Here is an 18405-nt window from a genome sequence, read left to right as displayed (position 1 = left end):
CAGTTAATTCAATTTTACATGGTTTATCTGGTTTTGCAGTGTAAATATACTGGTTGCTCAAAATAACTCCAAAGCAAAAGGTAAACATGATGAGCAACAAAATTGCAGTGATCACAGGTGGTAATCGCGGTTTAGGTAAAAATACAGTTTTAAGTTTGGCACGTAAGAACATTGATTGCGTATTTACTTACAGAAGCCATAAAGATGAAGCGCAGCAAGTTGTAGAGGAAGTCGCAGCGCTAGGGGCAAAAGCCGTCGCCATCCAACTTGATGTGAGCGATATTTTAGGTTTTGCTGAATTCAAACAAACACTTGAAAGTACCTTAGTAACACAATGGCAAACCTCTCGATTTGATTATTTAATCAATAATGCAGGTCATGGCAGTGATAGTGCATTTGCTGATACCAGTGAAGCTATGTTTGATAATTTGATGAATGTACATGTAAAAGGAGTGTTTTTCTTAACGCAAACACTGCATCAGATGATCAATGATGGCGGGCGTATTATTAACTTATCTTCAGGGCTGACACGTTTTGCATTACCAGGAAAAGCGGCCTACGCCACCATGAAAGGGGCCGTTGAGGTATTAACCAAATACCTGGCAAAAGAACTTGCTGGTCGCAATATTGCCGTGAATGTCGTCGCACCCGGTGCAATTGCCACTGATTTTGGTGGCGGTGCTGTCCGTGATAATGAGCAGGTTGCGCAATTAGTCAGTTCATATACAGCCATGGGGCGCGTTGGCCAAGCTGATGACATTGGTCCTATGATTGCGCAGCTACTCGGTGATGAAAACCGTTGGGTGACCGGGCAGCGCATTGAAGCATCAGGTGGTATGTTTTTATAAGCCTGTTAGCAATCGCGTGTTTGTTTGCTTATTTAAGTGAATGTGATTTAATCGCTTTCTCTTTTTAAGCAATAAACATGTGATTGCATTTATGCTCGATTTAGCAGTACTCGCGGTTTTTATTCCGACCTTTTTCTTTGTGTCTATTACTCCAGGTATGTGTATGACGCTTGCCATGACGTTAGGGATGAGTGTGGGCGTTAGACGTACGCTGTGGATGATGGTCGGTGAGGTGTTAGGCGTTGCCACGGTAGCCATTGCTGCGGTGATTGGGGTTGCTAGTATTATGCTTAATTACCCTGACTTATTTGCCTTTTTAAAATACCTAGGTGGTGCGTACTTAATATACTTAGGTGTTAATATGTGGCGCGCTAAAACCAGCTTTAAACCTAATGATGATACACAGCAACAAATTGGTCGTGGGCAATTGTTTTCGCAGGGTTATATTACTGCCATTGCAAACCCAAAAGGGTGGGCATTTATGATTTCTTTACTCCCTCCGTTTATTAATGTTGATTTAGCAGTTGCCCCACAGCTTGCTGTATTAGTGAGCATTATTATGCTGAGCGAATTTATCTGTATGTTGATTTACGCAACAGGCGGAAAGAGCTTAAGGCTGTTTTTAGATAAAGGCGATAATGTGAAGTGGTTAAACCGTATTGCTGGTGCGCTAATGATGTGTGTGGGCGTTTGGCTGGCGCTGGGTTAACGCTAATTTGGAGAATACCCATCCGCATACGTCAAATGGGTATTATCCTTGATGAGAGTTAATCAACTAATTCAACTTGCTTAGACACATGGTTAAAGCACAGTCTTAATGTATCAATGGCGGTTTTTGTTTTTGCCGCTAAGCTGTCTCTCGCTGGAGTCACGGCATAAACAGTGTAATTTGGCATTGCCCATTCGGGTGCAATTTCAACCAGCTCTTTCGATTTTAATAAATGCCTTACTTCTGGCTCTGGTAGCACGCCATAGCCAACACCATCACACACTAATTTAATTAAGCTTTGCATATTATTTACGGTGATTTTTGCTTTTGGTAATGGCTTACTTGCCAGCGTTAACGGGTTAAACGCATTACTGTCGGCGTTGCTGTGCGCGATACGGGCAAAGTTACCTAGATCTTCCCAACTGGCCTTATCAAGTTTGCTAATTGCATGGTCTTTATGAGCACATAGCTTTAACGGCCAAGTAGCTAACTTACGAGCAACGAGGTTAGAGTCAGTTAATGGGCCAATCGCAATCGCTAGATCAGCGCCGCATTTGATCATATCAATTGGCTCATCAGTCAAAATTAACTGAATACGTAAATCATCAAACTCGTTGATTAAGCGATCTAATGGCTCGCTTAATAGGCCGCCACCAAATCCCACAGGCGCAACTAATTTGAGCTCACCACTGGGTTTATTTTGTAAGTGTTGTAACTGTGTACTGGCTTGATCAGCCAGTGCCAACATTTTCAAACAGCTTTGATAATACAAGTGGCCTGCTTCGGTTAATGTGAGTTCACGTGGGCTGCGGTTAAATAGGCTTAACCCGATTTCTTGCTCTAATTGCTTAATGTGTTGACTGACAGCCGATGTGGTCATCGATAACTCTGCAGCTGCACTGCTCATATTGCCCGTTTCAACAGTACGAGAAAATACACGCAATGTTTTGATCAGCTTGGAATTCATGGTTCAGGCCTTCTTAATTCAGTTTTAAGAAATCGTAAATTGTGAAAATCGGGACTTCTCATTAGTATGCAAACGCTAATTATTATCATTTATAAACAAAAAGTCACGGAGTATTATTATGACGAGGGTTGTTTCTTCTGTTTTACCACTCACCGCTGCTGTGTTAGCAGGTCTTTCCCATTTTGCATACGCTGATGACAAAAAACAAGATATGGAAGTCATCGTCGTTTCGGCTTCAGGTTACGAGCAAATGCTAAAAGAGGCGCCAGCCAGTATCAGTGTTATCGATCGAGAGCAGCTTGAAAAACGTTTTTATCGTGATCTAACCGATGCGATGACCGATGTTCCCGGTGTGGTTGTCACAGGTGGTGGCGACAGAAAAGATATTAGCCTTCGTGGTATGGCCAACCAATACACTTTAATTTTAGTTGATGGCCAGCGTCAAACCTCACGCGAAACACGCCCAAACAGCGATGGCCCAGGTGTAGAAGGGGCGTGGACTCCGCCTATTTCGGCAATTGAGCGTATTGAGGTTATTCGCGGGCCAATGTCGTCGTTATATGGCTCAGATGCAATTGGTGGGGTTATCAATATTATTACCCGCAAAACACCAGAAAAGTGGTACGGCGAACTGCGTTTAGATAGCACGATTCAAGAATCAAGTGAATCGGGCAATATTAACCAAGGAAGCTTTTTCACCGCGGGTGGCTTAATTCCTGAGTTATTAGGTATGCAATTATCAGGTCAATTTTCAAAGCGTGATGAAGACGATTTTGAAGCAGGTTTTCGTGGCAAAGAGCAAAGCAATATCAAAGCGAAGTTTATCTTAACGCCTTCTGATAACCACGAAATCATGCTGGAAGTAGGCTCTGCAAAACAAAAACTTGACGAAACATTAGGCAAAACAGTTGCTCCTTTAGCTGAAGGTGAAAGCTGTGGCCGAAATGGCTGCCCAGAGTCATCAACCACAGAGTACGACCAAGAAACATATTCACTAAGTCATAATGGTTTTTATGATTTTGGCTCATCACGCAGCTACCTAAAGTACGATAAATTTGATAATACTTCGCGCGAAATGTACGTCGAAAATACCGATGCGCAAACCAGTTGGACGCTGCCATTTACTGATCACAACGCAACACTTGGTGCAGCTTATTTAAAAGAAGAGCTTGATGATTACACCAGTAACAAAATTAGTGATCTAACGCATGTAGAGAACGAGCAGTGGTCAGTGTTTGCCGAAGATGAGTGGTCAGCAACGAAGCAGTTTAAACTCACAACGGGTCTTCGTTATGACCATGATGGTAACTTTTCAGGGCATTTCAGCCCACGTTTGTATGGTGTGTATACAGCGACTAAATCGTTGACGGTAAAAGGGGGTATCTCTACAGGCTTTAGAGCGCCGAATATTCGTCAATCTACCGCGGCCTGGGGGCAAGTGAGTCGAGGTGGTAATATTTACGGTAACCCAGATTTAAGCCCTGAAAAATCAGTAAACTACGAAATGGGTATCTACTATGATGCCAGCCGTGATTTATCGCTTTCAAGCACCGTATTTTACAACGAATTTGAAGATAAAATTACCCGTATTTCGTGCCCACTCACCCAGTGTACGGATGGACCAAACCAGTTTGGTTCGATGCCAACAACCTATGTCAATGTGGATGAAGCCGTTACACAAGGTTTTGAGTTATCAGTATCTTACGACATTACCAGTGAGCTTGATGTCAGTGCCAATTACACCTACACCGATTCTGAGCAAAAAACCGGTGAATACAAAGGCAGCCCACTTAATCAATTACCGAAGCATATTTTACAAACTTCAGTTAATTGGCGCCCGGTTGATAAGCTAGGTACGTGGCTGCGTGTTCATTACCGCGGCGAAGAAAGCCAGCCGACAACAGGCCCGTCGCAAGACAGCTTAATTGCGCCAGATTACACCTTGGCTGATATTGGCGGTAACTACGATTTAAGCCGCAGCATTAAGTTAGGGTTTGGTGTTTATGACTTGTTTAATAAAGAAATTACCGAAGCTGAATACGGATATGTTGAAGATGGTCGTCGTTATTGGCTATCAGTAGGGTTTAATTTTTAAGCCCATACCTTAGTAAAAGCAAAGCCAACGAGTTACGTTGGCTTTGTTAATAAAATTAACTTTAGTTTTGAAAATGACAATAAATCCAGTGGTGCTACCTTTGGGTTGTTTTTTAATGGCTGTATAGCACTATAGTTATAGTTCGCTTTTTAAATAGTTCTACTACATTGGGTTAGTCATCAACTGACAGACAACAATGATAACGACTATAAAGGCGATATATGCAAAAAGTAACACAATTATGTAAACGAAAATCAGCGTCGTTTACTCCGCTCGCAGTGCTCTGTGCTGCTATTTTCTCACAGCCAAGTTTTGCAGGGAGTTGGCAGCAAAATGTCAGCATTGGCGGTTTTAATAATGTTCATATTTACACTCCTGATACGCAATCAAGCATAGGCAATGGCCATTCTTTGATGCTGGTATTACATGGCTGCGTACAACCCATTAATAACTACTTAACTGCGAATCTTGAAGATGCAGCCGAAGCCCATGGCATGGTAATAGCCGTTCCTGATGCTATGAATAAGGCAGGTTATAGCTGCTGGTCATATTGGCAAGGAGCAATCAATAGAAGCTCTGGCGATTATAAGAATTTGATTAATTTAGCCAATGTATTAAGTTCTGATGCAGCGCGTAATATTGATCCCAAACAAGTGTATATTGCAGGTTTATCATCTGGGGCTGCAATGGCTGCACAAACGGCTTGTGTAGCGCCTGATGTATTTGCCGGGGTTGCACCCAGCGCCGGGCCGACCATCGGCACAAGTTCAAGTGGGGCAATTTCGACCTGTGAAACAGTGTCTGAAAACACCTTTGTATCCCGCTGTGAAAGCTATGCTGGCAGTTATAAAGATCATTTTGCGACACAAATAGCGGTGATTGGTCACGGTACTGCCGATACCACAGTCAATACCTGTTATAACCAGCAAAACGCAGATGGCTTTGCTGCCCTTTATGGGGTTAATCAACTTTCAGGTACGACAACAATAAGTGATGATGCAACGCGTACCGCTGAGCAGTCACTTTGGCAAGACAATCGGGTTGCTATGCTGTGGTTTAATAATTTGGATCATTCGTGGTCGGGCGGGCAAGGTGCGTCTGGCGATTATGTGGCGGCAAACAGTATTAATTTTGCAACCTATCTCGGTGAGTACTTTGCGGCTAATAATAAACGAGTTGATCGTAATGCAGGCCCTGAAATTAGTAATTTAACTGCCACAGACAGTAATAATCAGCTCACCATTACAGGCAGTGCAGTCGACCCAGAAGGCAGTGTAACGAATGTTGATATTAACGTGTATAGCCTAGCCGGTGGCGCGGCAAGCTTAATTGAGTCACTGAACGTGCAAGTCGATGCGAATAATACTTTTAGCGGGGTGACAAGTGCACTCAGCGATGGACTTTATGAAGTGCGTGTCAGTGCCACAGATAATGAAGCGAAACAAGGTGATGAAGCTAATCTTACGGTACGCGTTGGACCAGAGCCTGCGGCTACAGCACCGCTACTGAGTGACACTGCGGCTAGTGTAAACGGGCAGTGCGCTTTGGTAACGGGCACAGTGATTGATGATAATCAAAATTTAAGCACTGTCGTGGTCAGTTTTAGCAATGGTGATGTGACGGCTACAGTGAATGGGCTAGAGTACTTTGCTGAGCAATGCAATTTGGCTGGTGGCAATAATAACGCCGTGATCACCGCAACTGATGATACTGCGCTTACATCAACAGATAGCATTAGTTTTGTCATCGATGCTGGCGTGACAGGCGATTACAATCTTCATATCAACGAAGGCCATATTAGCTGGGGCGAAGGTTATTCTGCCTGTTATTTAGCGTTTGGAACCGCAGCCTTTACTATGCGCGAGTATTCAGCGGGCACAAATCAATGTCAGTGGATTGCTGATGATGATTCAAGTTGTGCTGGGCCATTGCAGGCATGCAAAACCACCACCGAACCGACTAATGACGCAGACAACGACGGTGTGCTCGATGGCGCAGATAATTGCCCGAATGTGGCGAACGCTGATCAAGCCGATAACGATAATGACGGGGTTGGTAATGTGTGTGACAGCACTCCTGATGGTGAAACGAGTGACTCCGACAGCGATGGTGTCAGTGATAGCCTAGATAACTGCCCGCTGGTAGCCAATAGTGATCAGCTAGATAGTGATGCAGATGGTGTGGGTGATGCGTGTGACTCAACACCGAATGGTGATTACCAATGCACTGAAACCACCTCAAGCAACTATGCGCATGTGCAAGCAAATCGCGCAACCACGAATGGCTCTTACGCCTATGCGGTGGGTTCAGGTGATAACCTCGGTCTTTATAACACTTTTTATACCAGTACCTTAGCGCAAACTAGTGCTGGGTATTATGAATTAGGTAATTGCCCTAATTAATAGATGTGTGTCGTCCAAACGGGCGACACTTTTTTCTAAACAGCGTTTAGAACTTATAGGTCAGAGTTAGGCTTCCATTTGTTGGCGCGCCGTAATAACCCACGGTTTGTAAGCTATTAATATACTGCTCATCAGTAATATTATTAACGTTAGCTTGTACTGCAACTTGGTCATTAATATTCCAACGCGCGAAGGCGTTTAGTAGCGCGTAACTACCTTGCTTAACATTGTAATCAGTACTTTCGATTTTAGATTGCCAACGGCCATTTAAACCAACAACCACTGCATCTGTTAGTGCATAATCCACCGTTACACCAACAACATCGCGAGGTGCCCATTTATTGGTGTCGGCACCATTTTCATCTGTTACATCAATATGCGTATAAGATGCGACGATATTCATAGCGTCGGTGATTTTACCTGTGACTTCAAATTCATAACCTTCTGACTCAATAGACACGCCTTCATAGTAATAAATACCATCTTCAGTGAGGCCCGCATATTGCGCAAAGTTATCTTGCTCTGCAGTAAAGTAGGCAAATGTTGTCATTAGGGCATCATCAAACCAAGAAGCCTTAACACCGGTTTCAAAGTTAGTGCCTTTAGTCGGTGCTAAGTATTGGCCGTTGTAATCAGCTTGCTCTTGCGGCTGATAAATATCTGAGTAACTAGCATATAAGTTTAAATCGTCGTTTAACTTATAGGTAAAACCGATATATGGGCTTGTCTCGCTTTCGTCATTATCGATTGATGCACCGGCATTCATACCTGAGCGTTCAAATTCAATAGCGTTAAAACCAACCACGGTAAATAATTTATCAGTAATATTTAACTGAGCAGAGCCAAAGTAACGGGTTAGCTTTTGTTCAATATCTGAATACAGAACTGGCGTAAACCAATCCGGTTCTGGGATCGCATCTAAATCGTACGGAAACGCAGGCGTTGGTCCATAAGCGGGTGTATTATCAAAATCAAACGGGTGTTGATACATCACATCATCACTTTTAGCATGGCTTACCCCAAAGCTTGCTTGGTGCTCTTTACCAAACAATTCAAAGGCACCAAATGCTTTGATTTCAAATAAATCAGCATCTACTTCACTGTCATAACGACCCGGCCAACCACTTAGACCAAGATTGGTGTCTTTATCAATGCTGCCACTGGCATAAAATAGTTTGTCTTGCTCTTCAAAACCACGGAAGTTGTAGCTCGCTTGAAGCTGCCATGCGTTTGCAAAAACATAGTTGTATTCAACAAATGCAGAGGTGTTAATGGTGTCCCACATTGTCCACTCTTGGGTGGTTGTGTCGCTGACATCCCATTTAGCTTGCGTACCATCTGTGTAGTTATAAACAAGGCCGCCCCAAGTATTGCCATCGGTATCTGCATCTTGATATGAGTAACCGATAGTAACTGTTGAGTTATCTGTAAGCTGCCCATCTACCACCGCAGAGAAAAACTCGCGATTGTTCTCAAGGCCATCTAGATATGATTCTTTATCTTCTGCAGCAGCCACAAAACGAGCAGCCCAACTACCTGATTCGGTTAATAATAGTGAGTAGTCAGCTTGTAAACGTTTAAAATCCCATGAGCCAACAGAGACACCGATTTCGCCGCCGTTTTCGTTTTTAGGGCGTTTGCGTACATAGTTAAGCGTGCCCGATGCATTACCTACACCAGTAAGTAAGCCGTTGGCACCACGAATCACTTCAATTTTTTCGTAGCCGTATGCTTCCATTGCACCGGTAACAATGCCCCAATCATTCGGTAACCCAACCCCATCGATTTGTGTATTCTTAATTTCAAAACCACGTGATGTATAGTTGGTACGGTTAGTTTCCCATTCTTCAACATTGATACCTGGCGCTAAGCGTAAAGCATCATTAATGTTAAAAGCAGAATAATTTTTTAATTGCTCAGCAGAGATCACACTGATTGATTGCGGAGTTTCATCAATTTCTAGCGCTAAACCTGTCGCGCCTTCACTAATACGGTTTTGTCGAATACCTACAATTTCGATTTTTTCGAGATTAGCCTCTACGTCAGTCGTTTGTTCTGCAAAACTGATTTGAGGGTAAAGTGCACAAAGAATAGCGGTTGCAACAGGCAACTGAGTGAATTTCATTTTTATCTCCGCGTGTTATTTAGCAAATTTTTATAGGGTTATTGTTTTTAATAAGGAAACAATTGGCGGGTAAGTTATCACAACTGATAATAATTATCATCATCATTCATCGCAAAAGTGATATGTTAATACAAATAAATGTAACAAATTATGTCAAAGAGTTTTGTGTATATGAAAAGGCGAGTTTACTAATTGGGCAAGAAAAAGGCGCCCTGAGGCGCCTAGATTTAGGAGTATTTATTTTCTGCGGATACTAAAGTTATCTGGACCTCTACTTGTAATAGATTGAGCAAGGCTCACTTCCTCGATATCCATTACTTGTACTCGCTCTTTAGTGTGAACTACCTCAGCATCTAAAGATTGCTCTTCGTGTATCAGGTAGAAATGATCGCCAATTTGGCCCCCGTTATGATCTATATCAGCTTGGTGTAAGCTGTATTGCTTATTACCTGCACGAGTTTCTAGAGTACCCGTTGTACCTGATCCAGGAAGAATCGCAAAGTAAGCAACACGTTCATTACGGTGGCCTTCATTTAGAGTATCTTGCTCATAAAATGCGGCACTAAAACCTGCGTTATTTAAGCCTGCAACTCGCGTATATACTGTATGTGGGCCGTTAAAGGTTTGTGTTTGCAAGAATACATATGGTTTTGCAGTAAATGCTTCGCTAAATTCTACCGCTTTAAAAGCTTTAGTATCGTTTAAAGTAAAGCTGCCAATTTCAACAATGGTGCCATCGCTCATTGTGTAACGACCTTCGTCCATTGTTAAAAAGTCAAATGACTCAATATTAGGGTGACCGTTACCGTCTTGCAGATATTGCCACTCTTGGAAAGATACAGAATAACCTTCTGGTGTTACATCCGTTAAACGGTTTGTACCACCGTGTTTACCATTAAATGTTGGCGCAGAGGTAAATACAGCTGGCGCTGTAAACTCTTGGTCACCAAAATCATAGTTTTTCCAGTTGCTATCAAGCTGTTTAATCACTGCTTCTGAATAGTAAGGGATTAATTCACTTGGTAATGAGCAGCTAGGTTCTACATCACATGCAACAGCATTTTGCGTATTGGTCGTTAAGTCATTAATGCGAACTGGCAATGTTGCTGCAAGGCAGGTTTCACCTGAGTACGGATCTAAACGGTATAGCTTTGATTCGTTTTTATCGCCATGGTCGTTAATGACAGAGCGGCTGATCACAAGGTCGCCATTTTTATTTACTGTGGCACCACCTACCGCGATTAAATCGTGTTTTGAAAGCTCTGTAGCCGCAAAGCTTGTGCGGTCAATGCTGTAAACAGATGTTGTGGTTATTAGTAAAAGCTCGCCATTTTTAATGACTAAATCAGCGCGGCTCAAGCCATCAAGGTCGCTATAATCAGCCAGCACAGTTGCTTCGCCTGTGTTTTTATCAATGCTATAAAGCTTGGTAAAACTTACTGCAAGTAGTGAATCAGAGCTTGCATCATATGTCATACCAATTACAGATTTAGTTGTACCAACCACAACATGTTCACCTGTAGCATGATCTAAATAGGCCAAGCGACTATATTTGAATTTATCGGCACGAATTGGTAGGTGAGAAAACTGCTCATCACTGATGTCTAGGTGACTTACATCAACTTTGTACTCTAACGGAATAGGTGATGAAGCATAATAAGTACGGTTTGTTGAGGCATCATAAGCAATCGCAGCAGAACTAAACTGGGCGATTGAATGTGCCGTAGCCGATTTGTTTTGCTCGTCTAGGCTAAATACAACACCGGTTTCACCACGGCCTGAGTTCATTGCAAAAATTTCGCCCTGACAGCTTGCTGCCACAGCATTTGATGCAGCGAGTGTACTTGCAACTGCAAGGCTTGAAAGTAACAAGTTAGTTTTTATCGACATAAGTAAATCCCACTATTAGGTTTGTTGCGACACAAAGAGATAAGACCACTTTGTATTAATAGTGAGCATTATAGTGAGAACCCTCACTTTACGAATGCCGATAAAAGCTGTTTTTAAGTCTGGAATTTAATCTTTAAGTACTAAAAAATGCATATTTAATGTTAAATTAGCTGTTTTTCTGACTTTTCTGATCCTCAGAATTACTCGACATTGAGCTGCCTACGGACGCGGTGATTACGAGTAAAATAGCTAACCATTGCCACAGGTTTAAAAATTCGCCTAGGATCATAAAGCCAGCCAATGCTGCAATGGCTGGTTCTAGGCTCATCATAATGCTGAACCCTTGCGCAGGCATATTACGCAGCGCCACCATTTCTAAGGTATAGGGTAGTGCGCTAGACATAATGGCGACTAAAAGACCCAGCGGTAACACTTCCCAGCTTAATAGTGCAGTGCCTTGAGAAGCAGCACCATAGGGCACAAGTACAATCGCGGCAACGCTCATACCCATAGCAACGGTCATCCCGCCTGAACCTTGATTTCCGGTTTTTTTACCAAACAAAATATAAAATGCCCAACAGGCACCCGCCGCAAGGGCTAAAATAACACCTACAGGGTCGAGGCTGTCTTCGCCTTTCATATCGGGTAATAATAAAATTATGCCAGCAATGGCGCAGGCTACCCAAAATAGGTCGCGTTTTTTACGTGACGAAAGCAGAGCAACCGCAAGGGGACCTGTAAACTCAAGTGCAACACCTATCCCTAACGGGATACGCTCAATTGCATAATAAAACAGAATATTCATGCCACCCAAGCTTAGGCCATAGATGATAATAGGCATGCGTTGTCCCACTGGCGGAAATGCGCGCCATGGCCTAAACACAAGACACAAAATAGCAGCAGAAAAACCCAAGCGCAGTGCGGTTGTGCCTTCAGGGCCAATTAAAGGGAATAATTGCTTGGCAACGGAGGCACCAGATTGAATGGTGACCATCGCAAGAAGCACGCAAATAACAGCAATAAAAAACGGTGGGATGGTGCGCTGCATCACTGTCCTTATGAAAGTTAATACCTTAAGTTTGCGGCGATTTTACTGATGTTTTGTGGGATAAGAAATGTTTTTCGTTAAACAGACACGGATTTTCGATAAAGCAAAATTGCGGGTATCAAATTGCTTTGATACCCATGCTCAAAATGCTTAAATTTGGCTTGCTTGTTGAAAGGCCGGCATGATGGTTTGCGTGGCCTGTTTTTGCTGCTGGCGTTTGGCCATGTTAAAGAATATAGCGGCAAAAATAGCAGCGACAATATCAACCCAATAGCTTGTGTAAAAAAGCGAATTAACGTTACTTAAAGCAAGTTTTAGTAAGGTTGAGAGCACCATTAATGCACATAGGCCTGCAAGCAAGTAAAGCCCAACAATAGTCGCCTTTTTTACAGGTTTTAAGAAGCTATAAATCACAAAAGCAAAAAAAGCGGCGTAGTAACTGTATAGGGTGGCGTAGTTTGTGTTGCTAACAAATATAGGTAGCCATTTGGCAGCAACGAGTGTGAAGGCTACGGCAATCATAGATCCTAAACAAACGCCAATGGTGAGTTTTGCCATAAACAAGGTACTGCGTTTATTAGCATCTTTTTTAAAGCGTTTGTCTATCCACAGTAAATTACCTGAATAGAATAAGAAGGCGCCAAGTAACCCCATAACGAAGTAGCCCCAACGACCCCAGTCTCCCCCATAGGTGCCAAAATGGAGTGAGAAAATACTGGCAACCATGTTACCCCACACTGCACCTTCGCCTTGCGGGTAGCTTGAGTTAACCACTTTTAGTGTGTACGGGTTCATGAATAGGTAATCAGTATCTGGTCCGCGCACTACCGCATTATTGTTACTCATCATAAACACCGCAGAAGGTGAGGCCGAATTTAAATTACTATAGCGAATATGGATTGGCTCATAGCCGGGGGCATAGTTTTTCGCTGCGAGTACTTGTTCATCAATGCGTGGTAAGTTCTCAATATGAAAACTTTGCGCGGCAGGCGTAGGGCGCTGAAACAGTGGCTTGCCATCATAAAATTGCGCTAAACCACCATAAATAAAGTCATGAAATGCAAACACTACTACGGTAAAAGCAATGACTAAATGAAACGGTAAACTCGCTATACCGACAAGGTTATGGCTATCGAGCCAGAATCGACTAGGCCCTTTTTCTTTTCGCAGTGCAAAAAAGGTTTTAACTAATGTTGGCAGTAAAATAATCACTCCTGAGACCAAAGCTAAAAAATACAAAATACAGGCAATACCAAGAATATAGACCCCTGATTGGTCATGACCAATTTCGCCTATAAAACCAGCTGTACGGTGTAAATAATCAACTAAATCGGCAAGTTCGTTTTCGGTTTGTGCGCTGACGTTTAAAGTGCCATCAGCATTTAGGTGTGCGAAGTTGAGTTGTTTATCAAGCTCCATGCCTCGGGCATTGCCTTTGATATACCACGAAAGAGGTGCATCTTGGGTATGTAAATCAAGGTTAAAGCCTTTAGCAAGTTGTTCGCCTTGCTCATTAATTGCCGTATCTACCAGCGTTTGGTAGTCATAATTAGAGCTGGTGATTTTAGGAGCTTGAATAGGTGCTGCCCATTGCTGTATTTCGTGTTTGAACATGGTCAAACTGCCCGCATAAAAACCAATAAACAGCACTAAACCTGCAATTATACCTGTCCATGTATGTACACCTTGATAGGTGCGAAGAATATCCGATCTGACTTTCATGATGCACTCCTTAGCATAAAAAACACGCCATAAAGCAACACAGTTAAGCTGCCAAGCACAAGCCACGCTTGCTTTGCTGAGTTGAATAAATAACTAAAGCTAAAAATGGTTAGCCAAACAGGCGTGATCATCCACATGTTAAATTGCACTTTATCGCGAGCATCAATGCCTCCTGGGCCATACCAAGCAAAAAATGCAACGAAAATAAATGAGAGGGCTATCCCTAAAAATGCACCCGCAAGGGTTTTCCCTAACCAAGTTGGTTGGCGTTTAGATGAGCTTGTCATGAATTATCCTTTTCTTTTCAGCAGGCTAATAAAAGGGATCAGCATCAACATTAGCATCAAACTAAAAATGATATAGAACACGGCCGCTGTGACTGAGTATTGTTGAAAGGCAAGTATTAATGCGCAAACGATTAACGCAATCGAAAGTAATCGCCATTGTTTTTTAATAGGTTTTTTTAAGAATCGCTGCTGCTTTCTAGTGCAGTACACAGTACTGACAGCAAAAACGACAAGCAGGGTAACGGTAAAAGTGAGCATAAGATTATAGTTGTAGTTGATGTTAAATCTCATTGTAAATGATAACTAAACTCAATTGCAATATCATTAAGCTTGTGTTAATTTCCTAGCGCTTTTTTATCAAACTCAATTTGTTTAATTCTAATAATCTCTTACGGGGAAAGGACATTGGCTACTGCATTTAAACTTAATTCACTCACCAAAGTTATGCTTGCATCATTACTTGTTACACAAGGCTCAGCGTGGGCCGATGACGACCAAAGCAGTCGAAAATCAATGGATACCATTGTTGTTACAGGTGAAAAAACAGAGAAGTCACTTAAAGAGACCATGTCGTCAGTGGCGGTTGTTGATAAGTCTTTACTAGAAAACGGTCAACTTGCTTCTATATCTGAAGCGCTGTCAGAAATGGCGAACGTTGTTGTGTTAACGGGCTCGGTACCAGATATGCGAGGCGTGTCAGGTAATGGTGGTGCAACGGGTTTTAACTCATTTAGCGGTGGTTCCAAAGCCCGTGTTTCAACCTTAATCGATGGTGTAAGCCAACCGTTTGTTGCAGATTTAACCGGTGATACGGGTCTGTGGGATGTAGAACAAATTGAAGTTTACCGAGGGCCGCAATCAACCAGTAATGGTCGTAATAGTATTGCGGGTGCCGTTTACATGACAACTAAAGCACCTACTCAAGAATTTGAAGGGGCTGTGCGCGTTGGTTATCGTAACCAAGATAGCTACCTAGATACTGCCGCAGTGGTATCCGGTGCGTTAGTTGAAGATGTATTAGCATTTCGTCTATCAACTCAGTACGTTGATGGCGAAACATTTTCAAATCCACCGGTATACGAAACAAACCCCACTGATCGTGAATTAAACAAGTTAAATACCAGTAGCACACGCGCTAAATTACTTTACACACCTAGCGAAGATCTTGCTGTACAGCTAACTTATTCAACTTACAGTGAAGAAGGTAATTCGGGTCGTAAGTACTTTTTAGCGGATGAGCCATTTGATTATGAGCCGCTATATCAACGTATTATGGATACTGAATCTGATACCACGCAAGTGAATGTTGATTACAAAATTAACGATGATTTTTCGTTAGATGTTTTAGTTGCTTATATGGATTACAAATGGGGATTTGAAGCTTACGAACCACTTGAAAGTGCAGAATCTGACGTATCAATGGATGAAAGTAACATCACTGTCGATACCAAATTGAACTTTGGTTTAAGCAATGATTTTTACTCAGGCTTTGTTGGTCTTGCTTATTTTGACCGTGACCAAGACTTTGAAAGTGTCGGAGCAACCAATTATTACGGCGACGATAGCAGTAAATCGACCGCAGTTTATGGTGAAACAAGCTTTAACTTAAGCCGCGAATTAACGTTAACAGCGGGTCTGCGCATTGAGCGTGAAGAACAATTACGTAATTTCAATATGGCATTTCGTGGTGATATGCTCGTTGAGCAACTTGATAATTCACACACACTGCGTTTACCAAAACTCGCGATTCAATATGATATTAGCGACGAAACAACGTTATTTGCCAGTGCTCGTCGTGGTTACAATGCCGGGGGCGGCGCACTTGATTTTACTGCTGAAGATTATTACTACTACGATGAAGAAACCGTTAATACTTATGAAATTGGTTCACGCAGCGTAATCAATAATGGTGACATAAATATCAGCGCTAATGTGTTTTACAATAACTTTAACGGTTATCAAGCGCTAAGCTCAGAGCGTAAAATCACTAATATTGAAGATGCTCATAGCTATGGTTTAGAAGTAGAAGCCTACAGCATGCTGGGCGATCAGTGGCAGTTACATGGTGGCTTTGGTTTATTGAAAACTAAAATTGATGAATCATCAGCCTTTCCTGATGCCGTCGGCAATGATTTAAACTCTGCACCGGAGTTAACGGCGAGTTTAGGTCTGTCGCATTGGTTTACCGATAGTCTAAAAGTGAATTTAAGTGCCAATTATGTTGATGAATTTTATGGTGACTTAACAAATACAGAAGAACGCGTTGCAGGTGATTACACCATTACGCGTTTATCGATGACTTACGATACTGAACAATGGTTGATAAGTGCCTTCATCAACAATGCCTTAGATGAAGAGGCGTATACCTCACAAGAACCTGTCAGTGGTCGCTACCCACAAGGCTATGTGGCAGTTGTAAACCCACAAACAATCGGTGCATCTGTTACTTACCGATTTTAAACTAAACGCTAGTCGCTGGTTTACTCAGCGACTAGCTTAATTTAAATCGGTTAATTTGCCCGTTTAAGTTATTTGCCAAGTTAGCCAGCTTACTCGATGAAGATGAGATACTTTGCGTTTGTTGCTGTGATTTACGGCTGGTGTCTTGTACTTCATTTAAGCGCTGGGCGATTTCTTCTGTCACTTGAGATTGCTGTTCAGATGCAGAAGCAATGGTCATATTGGCCTCAGAAATGGCTTTTGCTTGCACGCTAATTTCATCGAGCATATGGCCCACTTTTTCCGAATTGATCACTGCCTCTTTAATTTGATTATCACTAGAGCGGATCCTTTGTGTCACCGCATTAGTTGCCGATTGTAATGAGTCAATTTTATCTTGAATTTCAAGGGTGGAGCTTTGCGTACGGCTTGCCAGCGTTCGTACTTCGTCGGCAACAACGGCAAAGCCTCGGCCTTGTTCACCCGCTCTGGCAGCTTCGATTGCGGCATTGAGTGCCAATAAATTAGTTTGTTCGGCAATATTACTGATAACACTTAAAATAACCGTGACTTCATTCACTGAGGCCTCGAGTTGGTTAAGGTCAGTGAGTGATTTTGTTAATGTATCGGCCACAGACTCAACTGAGCTCACCCCTTGTTTTACAACATAAAGGCCTTCTTGGGTTTTTTGATTGGCTGCGGTAGCACTGCTTGCTGCGGCTGCACAGTTCTGAGAAACCTCTTTAACAGCCGTTGAGTTTTCATAGACTGAGCTTGAAATCACTTCAATCGCTTGGCTTTGAATATCATTGAGCGTTTTAGCTTGCTGTGAAATTTCGTCGAGGCTTTTTGCAGCCACTTGCGCTTGCTCTGATTGATCATGAATTTCTTTAAGAAGCTGAGACAGTTTATCAACCATAATATTAAAGCTGCTCGCAAGCTGGCCTATTTCGTCATCGGCTTTGTGGTCAATATAACGAGACAGATCCCCTTCAGAAATACGCTTAGCTTCATCAATTAAGGCATGGGTTGCTTTAATTACTTTTTTCTCTAATTGCCAGTAACACACTATCAAGGTAGCAATAATAGTCAGGACTAACACGGTGCTAATTAAACTTAAGGTAACCACACGGTCGTGATTGCTTTTAACTTCTGCAGCACTTTTTTTCTCAATTGAACTTAAAAATGCTTGTACAGGTTGCTGAATTTTTTCAACTTCGGCCATGTATGCATCATTGGTTAAAAGCGTAATAGCTTGCACCCACTTTTTATGCTCGCTTGCAGTTAAGTTATTTGTATCGCGACCAAGCAAGTCACCCACTAAACTAAATGCTTGTTCTTCTGTTTCAACCAGTTTGAGCGACAAATCATTTGATTTTTGCAACAGGGCTAAATCATCAGCGGCTACATTAAACGCTTTTAGGCGTTGTTCGAAACTTTTCTTTTCGCCGTTAAGCCAAGCTGCTTTGCCTTCAATTTGATCAACAAGCTGGTGGTACTCATCTGCATAGCGAGGGTTTAAGGTCACAACATGCTGACGGGCAAGTTCGGTTAAATGAATCGAGTTTGCAGCTGAAAACTTGGCAAGGTGACTGAGCTCATAACGTTGCTGAGCAGAGTCCATACTTTTATCTTGGCCTGACTGCAAGAATAGAATAATTAAAAGTAGCCCAGCAGCAAGGGTAATAGTTGCTGCGAAAACGGCTCTGAGTAAAAAGCGAATAGTCAAAGTATTACCCTTCTTATTGAAAGTAAATACTATTAACCATAGTACAAAAATCTAATTTGAATAAAAGTTATGAGAAACTTAATTGTGGGTAATTATTTAAGCTTATGTTGAGTGGCTAAAATGAAAGAGGGCAGTGTTAACTGC

The 18405-nt window shown here is 42.3% G+C and carries 12 protein-coding genes; 5 read left to right on the top strand and 7 right to left on the bottom strand.

Annotation, left to right across the window (positions count from 1 at the left end):
- Positions 1-86 precede the first annotated feature (86 nt).
- Together NH153_RS04070 and NH153_RS04065 are read left to right on the top strand one after the other, a co-directional pair.
- Positions 87-848, top strand: a complete 762-nt coding sequence (locus NH153_RS04070; RefSeq protein ID WP_205630225.1) for an SDR family NAD(P)-dependent oxidoreductase — start codon at positions 87-89, stop codon at positions 846-848.
- Between the two features lie 91 nt (positions 849-939).
- Positions 940-1557, top strand: a complete 618-nt coding sequence (locus tag NH153_RS04065; protein ID WP_063701352.1) for a LysE family translocator — start codon at positions 940-942, stop codon at positions 1555-1557.
- A gap of 58 nt (positions 1558-1615) precedes the next feature.
- Here the strand turns inward: NH153_RS04065 and NH153_RS04060 are convergent, their stop codons facing one another.
- Complete coding sequence (locus NH153_RS04060) at positions 1616-2524, bottom strand: LysR family transcriptional regulator (RefSeq protein ID WP_063701233.1); 909 nt, start codon at positions 2522-2524, stop codon at positions 1616-1618.
- Between the two features lie 118 nt (positions 2525-2642).
- Between NH153_RS04060 and NH153_RS04055 the strand changes: the two genes are divergently transcribed.
- Positions 2643-4619, top strand: a complete 1977-nt coding sequence (locus NH153_RS04055) for a ligand-gated channel protein (protein WP_063701230.1) — start codon at positions 2643-2645, stop codon at positions 4617-4619.
- 221 nt (positions 4620-4840) lie between these two features.
- Complete coding sequence (locus NH153_RS21525) at positions 4841-7021, top strand: extracellular catalytic domain type 1 short-chain-length polyhydroxyalkanoate depolymerase (protein ID WP_082873985.1); 2181 nt, start codon at positions 4841-4843, stop codon at positions 7019-7021.
- 46 nt (positions 7022-7067) lie between these two features.
- Here NH153_RS21525 and NH153_RS04045 read toward each other — a convergent pair whose 3' ends face one another.
- The 5 genes from NH153_RS04045 to NH153_RS04020 form a co-directional block, all read right to left on the bottom strand.
- On the bottom strand, positions 7068-9146 hold the full coding sequence (locus tag NH153_RS04045; RefSeq protein WP_063701226.1) for a TonB-dependent siderophore receptor: 2079 nt from the start codon (positions 9144-9146) through the stop codon (positions 7068-7070).
- A gap of 237 nt (positions 9147-9383) precedes the next feature.
- Positions 9384-11036: a hypothetical protein gene (locus NH153_RS04035; RefSeq protein ID WP_063701220.1), complete on the bottom strand. Its 1653-nt coding sequence runs from the start codon at positions 11034-11036 to the stop codon at positions 9384-9386.
- A 166-nt stretch (positions 11037-11202) separates the two neighbouring features.
- Positions 11203-12084 carry an EamA family transporter gene (locus NH153_RS04030; RefSeq protein WP_063701217.1) on the bottom strand — a complete coding sequence of 294 codons (882 nt, stop codon included), beginning with the start codon at positions 12082-12084 and terminating at the stop codon, positions 11203-11205.
- A gap of 150 nt (positions 12085-12234) precedes the next feature.
- Complete coding sequence (locus tag NH153_RS04025) at positions 12235-13806, bottom strand: PepSY-associated TM helix domain-containing protein (protein WP_063701214.1); 1572 nt, start codon at positions 13804-13806, stop codon at positions 12235-12237.
- On the bottom strand, positions 13803-14093 hold the full coding sequence (locus NH153_RS04020) for a hypothetical protein (RefSeq protein ID WP_063701211.1): 291 nt from the start codon (positions 14091-14093) through the stop codon (positions 13803-13805). The genes NH153_RS04025 and NH153_RS04020 overlap by 4 nt, the downstream gene beginning before the upstream one ends.
- Before the next feature lie 444 nt (positions 14094-14537).
- Between NH153_RS04020 and NH153_RS04015 the strand changes: the two genes are divergently transcribed.
- Positions 14538-16553: a TonB-dependent receptor gene (locus tag NH153_RS04015; RefSeq protein ID WP_063701349.1), complete on the top strand. Its 2016-nt coding sequence runs from the start codon at positions 14538-14540 to the stop codon at positions 16551-16553.
- A gap of 31 nt (positions 16554-16584) precedes the next feature.
- On the opposite strand, the gene NH153_RS04010 is transcribed toward NH153_RS04015, so the two are convergent.
- Entirely contained in the window at positions 16585-18261 is a 1677-nt protein-coding gene (locus tag NH153_RS04010) for a methyl-accepting chemotaxis protein (protein WP_063701208.1), read from the bottom strand.
- Between the last annotated feature and the right edge of the window lie 144 nt (positions 18262-18405).

The sequence above is a fragment of the Pseudoalteromonas gelatinilytica genome (assembly GCF_001641615.1).
Lineage (GTDB): Bacteria > Pseudomonadota > Gammaproteobacteria > Enterobacterales > Alteromonadaceae > Pseudoalteromonas > Pseudoalteromonas gelatinilytica.
The sequence above is the reverse complement of the archived record's forward strand: the minus strand, read 5'-3'. Positions and strand labels throughout refer to the sequence as shown.